The sequence below is a fragment of the Pacificispira spongiicola genome (genome assembly GCF_012926505.1).
Lineage (GTDB): Bacteria > Pseudomonadota > Alphaproteobacteria > UBA8366 > Aestuariispiraceae > Pacificispira > Pacificispira spongiicola.
The window spans coordinates 550,066-561,261 of record NZ_JABBNT010000001.1 but is presented as its reverse complement, the minus strand read 5'-3'; the positions used below and the strand labels follow the sequence as shown (position 1 = coordinate 561,261).

At 61.5% G+C, this 11,196-nt stretch carries 12 protein-coding genes; 3 read left to right on the top strand and 9 right to left on the bottom strand.

The genetic code is table 11. From position 1 onward, the window contains the following. Nucleotides 1-78 precede the first annotated feature (78 nt). Together HH303_RS02625 and HH303_RS02620 are read left to right on the top strand one after the other, a co-directional pair. Nucleotides 79-777 carry a sigma-70 family RNA polymerase sigma factor gene (locus HH303_RS02625; protein WP_227421476.1) on the top strand — a complete coding sequence of 233 codons (699 nt, stop codon included), beginning with the start codon at nucleotides 79-81 and terminating at the stop codon, nucleotides 775-777. Further along, nucleotides 774-1,430, top strand: coding sequence for a ChrR family anti-sigma-E factor (locus HH303_RS02620; RefSeq protein ID WP_169623639.1), 657 nt, complete (start codon nucleotides 774-776; stop codon nucleotides 1,428-1,430). The genes HH303_RS02625 and HH303_RS02620 overlap by 4 nt, the downstream gene beginning before the upstream one ends. Here HH303_RS02620 and HH303_RS02615 read toward each other — a convergent pair. From HH303_RS02615 to HH303_RS02605, 3 genes are read right to left on the bottom strand one after another with little or no spacing between them, the layout of a single operon-like run. Then, nucleotides 1,427-2,440, bottom strand: a complete 1,014-nt coding sequence (locus HH303_RS02615; protein ID WP_169623638.1) for a phosphotransferase family protein — start codon at nucleotides 2,438-2,440, stop codon at nucleotides 1,427-1,429. The genes HH303_RS02620 and HH303_RS02615 overlap by 4 nt on opposite strands. Beyond that, entirely contained in the window at nucleotides 2,437-3,645 is a 1,209-nt protein-coding gene (locus HH303_RS02610; protein WP_169623637.1) for an acyl-CoA dehydrogenase family protein, read from the bottom strand. The genes HH303_RS02615 and HH303_RS02610 overlap by 4 nt, the downstream gene beginning before the upstream one ends. 10 nt (nucleotides 3,646-3,655) lie before the next feature. Beyond that, nucleotides 3,656-4,432, bottom strand: a complete 777-nt coding sequence (locus HH303_RS02605) for an SDR family NAD(P)-dependent oxidoreductase (protein WP_169623636.1) — start codon at nucleotides 4,430-4,432, stop codon at nucleotides 3,656-3,658. A 121-nt stretch (nucleotides 4,433-4,553) separates the two neighbouring features. Here HH303_RS02605 and HH303_RS02600 point away from each other — a divergent pair, with 121 nt between their 5' ends. Next, nucleotides 4,554-5,234, top strand: coding sequence for a TetR/AcrR family transcriptional regulator (locus tag HH303_RS02600; RefSeq protein ID WP_227421475.1), 681 nt, complete (start codon nucleotides 4,554-4,556; stop codon nucleotides 5,232-5,234). A 25-nt stretch (nucleotides 5,235-5,259) separates the two neighbouring features. Here HH303_RS02600 and HH303_RS02595 read toward each other — a convergent pair whose 3' ends face one another. From HH303_RS02595 to HH303_RS02570, 6 genes are read right to left on the bottom strand one after another with little or no spacing between them, the layout of a single operon-like run. Continuing rightward, a complete protein-coding gene (locus HH303_RS02595) occupies nucleotides 5,260-5,865 on the bottom strand; it encodes a TetR/AcrR family transcriptional regulator (protein WP_169623635.1) in 606 nt (201 codons plus the stop codon). Nucleotides 5,866-5,919: 54 nt separating this feature from the next. Next, complete coding sequence (locus HH303_RS02590) at nucleotides 5,920-7,470, bottom strand: ABC transporter substrate-binding protein (RefSeq protein WP_169623634.1); 1,551 nt, start codon at nucleotides 7,468-7,470, stop codon at nucleotides 5,920-5,922. 1 nt (nucleotide 7,471) lies between these two features. After that, a complete protein-coding gene (locus HH303_RS02585) occupies nucleotides 7,472-8,440 on the bottom strand; it encodes an ABC transporter ATP-binding protein (RefSeq protein ID WP_169623633.1) in 969 nt (322 codons plus the stop codon). Then, entirely contained in the window at nucleotides 8,437-9,405 is a 969-nt protein-coding gene (locus HH303_RS02580; RefSeq protein ID WP_169623632.1) for an ABC transporter ATP-binding protein, read from the bottom strand. Before HH303_RS02580 ends, HH303_RS02585 begins: the two co-directional genes overlap by 4 nt. Further along, entirely contained in the window at nucleotides 9,402-10,259 is an 858-nt protein-coding gene (locus tag HH303_RS02575) for an ABC transporter permease (protein ID WP_169623631.1), read from the bottom strand. The genes HH303_RS02580 and HH303_RS02575 overlap by 4 nt, the downstream gene beginning before the upstream one ends. Next, the gene (locus tag HH303_RS02570; protein ID WP_169623630.1) at nucleotides 10,243-11,193 is read right to left on the bottom strand and encodes an ABC transporter permease; all 951 of its coding nucleotides are present in this window, start codon (nucleotides 11,191-11,193) and stop codon (nucleotides 10,243-10,245) included. The genes HH303_RS02575 and HH303_RS02570 overlap by 17 nt, the downstream gene beginning before the upstream one ends. Between the last annotated feature and the right edge of the window lie 3 nt (nucleotides 11,194-11,196).

Here is an 11,196-nt window from a genome sequence, read left to right as displayed (position 1 = left end):
TTCGCGTTGGATCACTTGAAGGTGCCGCGAAATACGGAAAGAGTGATCCGGAAACCACACCGGTTCGTATCGGATGATATGGACGGATGTTTCGTAATCGAACGGGAGGCCGCGCCGGTCTCCGAACGACCTACATCCCCGCATCGAAAAGGATCGGGGGTTGAGGGGGCGGTCGCCGCTGTCGCCCCGATGCGGCTGGCGCGGCGGGTCGTCGATAAAGATCGGGAGTCCGTGTTGGACGAGTTTGAAGACTTGATCGTTGCCATCGCGCGCAAGCGCGACCGCGCCGCCTTTCGCGCGCTGTTCGATCATTTCGCACCACGGCTGAAGACATTCTTCATGCGCGGTGGCTTGGACCCGGCGGCGGCGGAAGAAATCGTTCAGGAAACCATGGTGAAGGTTTGGCGAAAGGCGGATCAGTTCGACCCGGCAAAAGCGAAGGCGTCCACCTGGATTTTTTCGATCGGCCGAAATCTGCGCGTCGATTTCCTGCGTAAAGAGAAACGACCGCAGCCGGATTTCAATGATCCGATGTTTGTGCCGGACCCGGAACCCGACGGCTTCGAGGTCCTGTCGGTGGCTCAGGAAGCGGATTTGGTCCGCGAGGCCTTCGATGCCCTGCCGCCGGATCAGAAAGCCGTTATGACCTTGGCCTTTTATGAAGAGAAGCCGCATTCCGAGATCGCCTCTGAACTCGGGCTGCCGCTTGGGACCGTGAAATCCCGGATCCGATTGGCGTTTCAGCGCATCCGATCCGGACTTGGAGAAAGCGTGTGAGTATCGACCATCATCCCAGCGAAGAACGGTTGTTGGATTACGTTTCCGGCGGCCTCGGCGAATCTTGGAGCCTTGCCGTCGCGACGCATCTGGCGCTGTGCCCGAAATGCCGGAATACGGTTGCGCGACTGGAAGCCATGGGCGGCGGCATGATGGACGCGGCGGAACCCGCGACCCTGGCCGACAACTCATTCGATGCCCTGTGGGCGCGTCTGGAATCCGAAGAAGATGAAGCAGACAGCATGCCTGCAATCGCGGGACATGCAGGCAAGATCGACTTGCCGGAACCGTTGCGCAGCTATGTCGGTGGATCGGTCGATGCGCTGCCCTGGCAGAATATGGGATTGGGGGTTCGCCAGCTACTGATCCCGACGGCGGATCAATCGACGGCGCGGCTGCTCTGCGTCGCGGCGGGACGACCGGTGCCGGAACATACCCACAGGGGCGAAGAAGTGACGCTCGTGCTTCAGGGGGCCTTCCGCGATTCGACCGGGATTTATGCGGCGGGCGATTTTCAGGAAGCGGACGAAACGGTCCTGCACCAACCGCATGCGGAAAAGGACCGCGACTGCATCTGCCTTGCGGTGACGGACGCCCCCTTGAAGTTCCGGAATCTTGCCTTCAGGCTGGTTCAGCCGTTTATCGGAATTTAGCTGACGTCAATGTCTGCTGCTTGCGCGGCCCGGATCGCGAACCGTTCCGCGAGTGGGGCCAGAGATGCGGCCTCCGCCGATGCCGCATTACCAGCACGGGCGCGGTCGGCGATCCCGACGAAGATCACGGAAAACCGGAACAATGCGAAGGCGACATGGAACGGCAACAGCGGTTCCGTCGGTATAGCGTGGGCGTAGTATTCCGTCAGAAAGTCGTCGCGCGTCGGAATACCGTTCTCCTGCCAGTCGGTGCCAAGGATACCGCCGTACTCGTCTGGGCTAGAATGCCAGGGCATGACGCAAAACCCGACATCCGCCAGCGGGTGGCCCAGGGTCGATAGCTCCCAATCCAGGACCGCGATGACGCGCGGTTCGGTCGGATGGAACATCAGGTTCCCCAGCCGGAAATCGCCGTGGGCAATCGAAACCGCCCCATCGTCCGCCGGGATATGGGCGGGCAGCCACTCGACCAGCCGGTCGAGCGCCGGGATGCGCGGTCCGGTGGAGTCCGCATATTGACGGCTCCACCGGCTGATCTGGCGTTCGAAATAGTTGCCGGGCCTGCCGTAATCGCCCAGTCCGACGGTATCGGGCCGGACGGCATGCAGTTTCGCCAGGGTTCGGGCCATTTCCAGATAGATCGCCTTGCGGTCTTCCGGAGGCATGCCGGGCAGGCGGCAATCGGAAAAAACCCGGCCGTCCAATCGTTCCATGACATAGAACGGCGTGCCCAGGATGCTGTCGTCTTCCTCCAGCCAAAGGACTTTCGGGACGGGAACATTGGTGGCTTCTAGGGCTTTCTGGACCCGGAATTCGCGTTCGATCGCATGCGCGCCCTTCAGGATCGGCCCGGCCGGCTTCTTCCTGAGAACCAATTTCGCCGACCCGAATGTTACGAACCATGTCGGGTTGGATTGACCGCCGCCGATCCGTTCAACGGACAGGCCGCTTTCACCGGGCAGCTTCGCGGTCAGCCATGTGTCGAGCGCGGGAAGGTCCAAATCGCTCATGCCTCTGCGGGCTCCCACTTCCAGAAATCTCGTTTCTGATCCGTCAGGTGTCGGTTCAACACCATCTGATGAACCTCATCCGCGCCGTCGACCAGCCGCGCCTGACGGGCGTATCGGTAAATCCATTCCAGCACCGTGTCCTGGGAATAGCCACGCGCGCCGTTGATCTGGATGGCGGTATCCGCCGCCTTGTGCAGCAGGTTCGCAACATGGATCTTCGCCATGGAAACCTCCTTGCGGGCGAAGCTGCCGCGATCCAGTTCCCAGGCGGCTTTCATAACCAGCAGGCGCCCGACCTCGATCCCCATCGCGATGTCGCCCATCTTGATTTGAATGCTCTCGCGGTCGGACAGCCGAACGCCGAATCCATGTCGGTTTTGCGCGTATTCCTGCGCGATTTCCAGGCATCGCTTCGCCAGTCCCAGCCAGCGCATGCAATGCGTCAAACGCGCCGGACCCAGACGCATCTGGGTAATCTTCAACCCCATGCCCTCGCCCAGGATGATCCGATCCGCCGGCAGTTCCATATCCTCGTAGACGATTTCGCAATGACCGCCATGTTCCTCCGGTCCCATGATCGGGATGCGCCGGTCGATGCGCCAGCCCGGCTCGTCCCGGTGATGCAGGAAGGCCGTCAGGCCGCGCCGGGGATCGTCGGACGTGCGGGCCATCAGGATGAAATGCGATGCATCCTCCGCGCCCGTGATGAACCATTTGCGCCCGCGGATGACGTATTTATCGCCCTTCTTCGTCGCCGTGGTCAGCATCATGCCGGGATCGGACCCGCCGCCGGGATGCGGTTCCGTCATGGCGAAGGACGATCGGACCTGACCGGTGACGATGGGGGCCAGCCATTGGGCCTTTTGCGCGTCGGTGCAGGCCTGTTCCATCACCATCATATTGCCGTCGTCCGGCGCTGCGGAGTTGAACACGACAGGACCGAAGATCGAGCGGTTCATTTCCTCGTAGCAGACGGCCATGCCGACCTTGCCGAGACCCTGGCCGCCGGTTTCCGGCTTTAGCTGAAGGCACCAAAGGCCCTCGCCGCGCGCCTTTTCCCGCAACGGTTCCAGATAGTCGAGGGCGATGTTGCCATGGGCGTCCCAGGCGGCGCGGCCTTCTTCGAGCGGCAGGAGCTCGTCTTCGACGAAACGGGCGATTCTTACCCGGAAATCCTCGATGCGCGGCGATATCGTATAATCCATGACACGTTCCTTAGAGTGAAGAGATCAGATGACCGCCATCGGCGACAATTTCCGACCCGGTCATAAAGCGCCCAAGATCGGACACGAGCAGCAATAACGGCCCATTCAGGTCTTCCGGTTGACCCAAGCGGCGTTGGGGAATGCGTTTGATCAGCGTCTTACCCGTATCGGTCTGAAAGAAGTCGCGGTTCAGATCGGTTTCGATATAGCCGGGGCACAGGCTGTTCACACGGATACCGTGGCGCGCCCATTCCAGGGCAAGGCTGCGCGTCAATTGGATCAGGCCTGCCTTCGACGCGGCATAGGCGCTGACATGGCCCGCGACGCGGAGGCCCAGGATCGATGCAATATTTACGATGCTGCCGCCGGATCCCGTGTCCCGCATTGCCTGGGCGGCGGTGCGCGCGATATGGAATGCGCCTTTCAAATTGGTGTCGATGATGCGGTCGATCGCATCGGCATCGTGATCCAGGGCAGAGGCCGACAGCGTCGTGCCCGCATTGTTGATGACGATATCGAAGGCGGTGCCGTCCAGTGCCCGCTTTACCGATGCTGGATCGGATACGTCCATTTCCAGGGGGACGATCTGTCCGCCGGAGGCGGTGATTTCCGAACAAACCGTTTGCAGTTTGTCGAGGCGACGGGCGGCGGCGGTGACTGTCGCGCCCTGATCCGCCAGCAGGCGGGCGAAATGCGCGCCGAGCCCGGAGGACGCCCCGGTGACGAGGGCGCGTTTTCCGGCTATTCCCGGCCAAAGGCCCGTCTGCGGGCCGTTATTTTCCGCCATATCCCAAGTTCTCTCTTTATTTTTCGAGCGAACGCTCGAAAAATGGATACCGGAAGGGGCGTCGACATGCAAGTGTCCGTTTGTATCGGGTCCGTTCAGGAATGGTGAAGGATAGGTTCAGATGATCGATACGGCGGAGTTCACGACGGAGGCTTTGTGCCGGTCCATGCTAGACCGACATCGCGATACGATCGTCGTGCAAAAGCCGGACTTTGCGATCCGGAAGCTGAGCGTCATCGTGACGGCGGCGCTGAACCTGTCGAACAGCAATGGCTTCCAGGCGATGTCGTTGCGCGATTTGTCGAAGGCGTCCGGCGTTTCCATGGGCGGGCTTTATGCCTATTTCGACAGCAAGACCACGTTGCTGAAGATGATTTTGGAGGAAGTCACCGGTCAGGTGCAGCGGGTTCTAGCCGATCCTCCGCAGACGATGACCATCGACCCGGTCGATCATCTGAAATGGCTGATCGATACCCATATCCGACTGACGGAGGCGATGCAGCCCTGGTTCAGCTTCGCCTTTCTGGAAGCCAAGAATTTCCCGCCGTCGGAACGGCGAACGGCGGTGGATAGCGAAATCCTGACGGAAAGCTATTTCGCGGCGGTGATAGACCGCGCGGTGGCGGAGGGCAGATTCCGGGCGGACGTATCCCCTTTGCTGCCCTCCCTGATCAAGCCGCTGCTGCAGGAATGGTATGTGAAGCGATCCAAATACCGGCGGCGCGGCGTGTCGATGGAAACCTATATCGAGACCGTACAGGATTTGGTGCTGAACGCGTGCCTGCCGGAGCGGCGGTCATAGCGGCGGCGACCGCCCTTCGGCGCGGTCAGAGCGGCCCGATGCTGGGTTCCAAGAGCGACCGGCACGCGGCCTTGGCGTCCTCGGGCGGCATGGAATCCGGGTCGATGCAGTATTGCAGGCCCAAACCGTCCACCAGACAGATCAGGGCTCGCGCCAAGCCACGGGCATCGACAGTCCGACCGCGCGCATCGGCAGCCTCCGCTACGAGGCCCGCGACATCATCGACATAGCGCGAATATTCCCGTCGATGTTCGTCCCGCAGCGTCGGGTTGTTGGAAATCTCCCCCCACAAGGTGAGCCAGATATTCATCACCTTACGATTGAAGACGTCAGGGGCGAAGAAGGCGTCGATCAGGGCGGCGAGACGCGTTTCGTATCCGTCCAGCGATGCAATTTGCGGGGTCGTCGTTTCGTACATGCGGGCATAGACGGCGGCCAGCAAGCCGTTCATCGATCCGAAATGGTGCGTGATCAGGCCGCGCGACACCCCGGCTTCGGCGCAAATCTTGTCGACGGTGAATTCCTGAATCCCGCCGCGCGCCATGCAGGTCAGGCCAGCATCGACGAGTTCGGCGCGACGTTCCTCGCTGGTCAGTCTCGTGAATCGTGGCTGATTGGTCGTGCGCGCCATGGGACTCCCAAAAAGAAGGATAGGCGGTGCCGCGTCACGGCACCGCCTACCGATTTAGACCTTGGTGAATTGTACCGGATCGGGATGACCGTCGGCAAGAATCACCGGCTTCAGATCGGAATCGTGAATCGCGATCAGCGGTTCGAAGCAGATGAAGACGAAATCGCCCGATTCCTCCATCAAATCCTCCATCCGGTTGAACATTTGGCGACGCTTGTCCGGGTCGAGTTCAACCAGCGACTTCTGATACAATTCTTCATATTCCGCATTGTCGAAGAAGGCCCAGTTGTAAACGCCGATCTGGTCGGGGCGGAACCAGACAAGGTTTTCCGTCGGGTCGATGCCGCCTGCGAAATTCTGCAGGACCAGTTCCAGGGACAGATAGTCGTCCCCGGCCGTTTTGTCGCCCAAGGCCCAATAAGCCGCGTCTTCCGTCGGCTGGATTTCGACGGTGATTCCGGCCTCGCCCAGGCTCGCCTGAACGATCTGTGCGATGGTCTGTGAGGTGGAATCGGTCAGTGCCACTAGATTGAGCGTCAATCCTTCCGCACCCGCCTCGGAGAGGAGCGCCTTTGCCTTTTCGACATCCCGTTGGTCGATGATGTTCTTGTCGCGGGCGAAGGCCGTACCCGGCTGCACCACACCGGCGGAACGACCGACCAAACCGTCATAGGCACCCAGCAGGACGGCATCGGCGTCGAACGCGTACTGGATGGCCTGCCGCACACGGATATCTTTCAGCGGTTCCGCATTCTGGTTGATGGTCATCCAGACATAGCGGGTCGATTCCGCCTCGATCAGGGTCGCCCCGTCCGGCATTGCGCCTTTCAATTGCCGCACGGCGCTGGGCGTCAACTTCGTGAAGTCGAAAGCGTCCGCTTCGTAGGCCAGTTGGGCCGCCTGATCGTCGCCGACGATGTAAATTTCCACGGTCGAAAAGGCCGGCTTTTCGCCGGTCCAGTCGGGGTTGACCGTCAACGTTACTTTCTGCTGCTGTTCCCAACTGTCGAAAAGATAGGGGCCGCATTGGGCGGGGATTTCCGTTGTATACTTCCCGCCCACGGCCTCGACCGCCTTTTTGCAGACGATGTGTCCGCCGTAATAGGGCAATGCGATCACCAGGAACGGGGCGAAGGCCTCCGTCAGGTGAATGATACCGTTGCGGTCGTCGATGACCTCGACTTCCTTGAATTTCTCGAACTGATAGGCCCAGGCACTGTCCGACCCGGCGATGCGTTCGAAGGAATATTTGACGTCTTCCGCCGTGACCGGCCCGTAACCGCCGGTCCAGGTCAGGCCATCGCGCAGGGTGAAGGCCAGACGTTTGCCGTCGAGCCATTCGATTTTTTCCGCGCCATAGGGTTCCCATTCATTGCCGTCGCGAATGTCGCCCATTCGGATCAGGGAAACCGTCGTGCAGCGGGGAATAACTTCATCCAATGCGCCGATAATGCCCCAGGGGTCCAGCACCTGGAAATCGCTGCCCATCCGGATTCGCAGCGTGTCGCCAACGGCGGACCATGCGAATTTCGGATTGGCCATTGCCGCGGCGAACCCCACACCGGCGGTTTTCAAGAACGCACGTCTATCGGTTATCCAAGTCATATCACGCTCCCTGTTTTTGGTAAGTTTCAGCAAAATGACATCGGGCTTTCCTGCCGGGCGCGATGTCGCGCAAGGCTGGTGCTTCGGTGCGGCAACGTGCCGTCGCAAGGGGACAACGCCCATGGAATTCGCATCCGCTGGGCCGTCGTATCAGGCTGGGAATTTCGCCTTTGATCGCCAGATCGGTGCGGCGTTTTCGTGGGTCGGGTTTCGGTTCCGCGGCGATCAGGCTGCCGGTATAGGGGTGGGCCGGGTTGGAGAAAACCTCCGCCGTCGGGCCCGTTTCGACCAGCCGTCCCAAATACATGACGGCGATCCGGTCCGCGACGTGGCGAACCAGGGCCAGATTGTGGGTGATCACCATATAGGACAGACCGTATCGATCCTTCAGGTCGGCCATGAGATTCAGGATTTCCGCCTGAACCGATACGTCCAATCCCGCCGTCGGTTCGTCCGCGATGACCAGATCGGGTTTCAGGGCCAGCGCCCGCGCCACCCCGGCGCGCCGGGCCTGACCGCCGGACAGTTCATGCGGATACCGGGACGCCATGTCGGCCGGAAGGCCCACTTCTTCCAGCAGTTCCGCCGCGCGGGCGCGCCAATCGGGCATTGGGCGGTTGTGAATGCGGAAGGGTTCGGTGACGGCTTCTCCCACTGTCATGCGGGGGCTTAGGGAGGCGACCGCATCCTGGAACATCAGCGCCGTGCGCGGCCGTATCCGGTCGAAATCGGCGGCGGTTTTCAACGGCGTCCCGTCAAAGCGGACGGTCCCCGCGCTGATATGCTGCAACCCCAATAGGGCGCGTCCCAACGTCGTTTTCCCGGATCCGCTTTCGCCGACAAGTCCCACTGTTTCGTCGCGCGCGAGTGTCAGGGTGATGTCGGACAGGATGTTCAGTGTCGTTCGCAGCGGCCAGCGGGAAATCGACAGGTCGACGGACAGACGGTCCAGTTCCAGCAGCGCGCTCATGACCATGCCTCATGGCATTTCGCGATGTGATCGGGGCCAATCTCCACACGGGGCGGGGCGGCGGTTCGGCAAATCGGCTCCACCTGGGCGCACCGATCAGCGAAGGCGCATCCCGCCGGCGGGTGTGCCAGATCGGGCGGGCGACCGCCGATGGTCGGCAATCGCTTTTCCTTGATCGACAGGCTGGCCGGGTCGCAGGCGATAAGCGCCTTGGTATAGGGATGGCGCGGCGCATGGAACAGGGTATCGACATCCGCTTCCTCGACGACCTGACCGGCATACATGACAACGACACGATCGCAGAGTTGGGCGATGACGCCCAGTTGGTGGGTCACGATGATGATGGCCCCGTCGTAGTCGGATTGCAGATTGCGCAGAAGATGGATGATTTGCGCCTCCATCGTCACGTCCAGCGCCGTCGTCGGCTCGTCGGCGATCAGGATTTCCGGCTGCATCAGCAAGGCTGCCGCGATCGCCGCGCGCTGCCGCATGCCGCCGGACAATTCATGCGGAAACCGTCCCATACAGATATCGGGATCGGGAATGCCCACGCGGTCCAGCATGTCCCGCGCCGCGCTGTGTCGTTGCCGCTTGGGCGTACCGGAATTGTGCTGGAAGTCGACCAGTTGCGCACCGATCGTCAGAACGGGATTGAAGGCCGTCATCGGATCCTGAAACACCATGGCGATATGCTTCCCGCGCAATTTCCGGCGGGTTTCCTCGCGCGCGGTCAGGATGTTCTCACCGCGAAACGACACAGCGCCGTCGGTGATTTCCGCATTCGTCCCCGCGAGGCCCATCAGCGTTGCCGCCAGCGTCGACTTTCCGCAGCCGCTTTCCCCGACGATGCCCAGAACCTCTCCCGCCCGCGCCGTCAGACTGACCCCGCGCAGGGCCTGCACCGGGTCGCCCCCGGTGCGATAGTTGAGCGTCAAATTCTCGACCGTCAGCAGCGGTGTCGTCATCGCGGCACCCTCACCTTCAGCTTGGGATCAATGGCGTCCCTCAGGCCTTCGCCCAGAAAGGTGAACCCCAATGTCGCGAGGACGAGCGGAAGCCCCGCGATCAGCACCATCGACGGCGCGGCCCGCAGGGAGGTGTAGCCGTCGTATAGGATATTGCCCCAGGAGGGGATCGGCGGACGAACCCCAAGGTTCAGGTAACTCAATCCCGCTTCCAGCATGATGATGACGGGGATATCCATCGATAGCACGATGACCAGGGGGCCGACGACATTCGGCAGGAGGTGGCGTGCCAGTATCCGGGCGGAGGACGCGCCCATGACCCGTTCGGCCAGGATGAAATCGGCGGAGCCCAGGCTGAGCGTTTGCGCGCGGATAAGGCGCGCATAACCCGGAATGGACACCAGAACGACGACGAGGATCAAGGTGCCCGTACCGGGGCCGACGACGGTAATCACCGCCAATGCGAACATGATCATCGGCAGGGACGACATGGAATCGAACATCAGGACCAGAAAGGCGTCCAGCCATCGGGGGCCGTATCCGGCGATCATGCCCAGCAGAAGTCCCACCCCACCGGCGATCCCGGCGGCCGTCATCGCGATCGACAGGGCGGTTCGCGCGCCGAAAATAATGCGGGACAGAAGATCGCGGCCCAGTTGGTCGGTGCCCGCCCAATGGGCCAGACTGGGGGGCTGAAACCTTTCCGTGATGCTGATTTTCAAGGGATCGTAAGGCGCGATCCAGGGGGCGGCGAGGGCCATGATCAGGAACGCTACGACCAATATCAGCCCGAAAGCGCCCATCGGGTCGCGCATCAGCGACCGGAATATGCCCCTGTTAGCCCCGGAAGACATCGCGAATCCTCGGGTCCAGGCGGGCGATCAACAGATCGGCGGCGGTGACGACGACCAGATAGAAGGCGGTCATGAAAAGGACCGTTCCCATGACCACCGGATAGTTTCGCTTCTGAACGGCGCCGGTAATCAAAGTGCCGATCCCGGGGCGCCCGAAAACGGTTTCCACAAAGACGGCGCTGGACAGGATGGACCCCAATCCGACGGCCAGGATGGCGATGGTCGGAATGATCGCGATCCGCAGCGCATAGCGGAAGACGATGCGCCGTTCCGGCAGCCCGAAAGCCCGCGCGGTTCGAATGTGGTTCTCGTTCATCACCTCCAGCATGGAGGCACGGACGAGCCGCGCCAGATACCCGACCCAACCGATGCCCAATGCGAAGGCCGGTAGGATGACGGCCTTGATTTGGCTGACGATATCGCCGGGCTGCCCCGCGCCGATCGCCGGCAGCCAATGCAGCCAGACCGCGAAGATAAGCAAGGCATAGATCGCGATAACGAAGGCGGGAATCGAAATCAGCCCGACGGACAGGACGCCCAGAAGCCGGTCCATGAAGGTCCCGCGCCACACGACCGCGGCACAGCCCAGCAGGATACCGAGCACCAAGGCCCATCCCAGTGCGACCGCGCCCAAGGCCAGGGTGTTGGGGAAGAATTCCATGATCTGGTCGAAGACCGGACGCTTCGACCAAACGTCGTATCCCAGATCGCCGGTGGCGGCGTTGCGGAAAAAACTCCAAACCTGGATCAGGACCGGCTGATCCAATCCCATGCGTTCGCGCAACAGTTCCTTCAAGGCCGGTGTGGCGCGTGGCCCGAGGGCGAGGGAGGCGGGATCGCCGGGGACGAGAAACACCATCGCATACATGGACAGCATCACCGTGAACAGGATCACGATGGCGAGGCCGATGCGCTTGATGGCGTAATTCAGCATCCG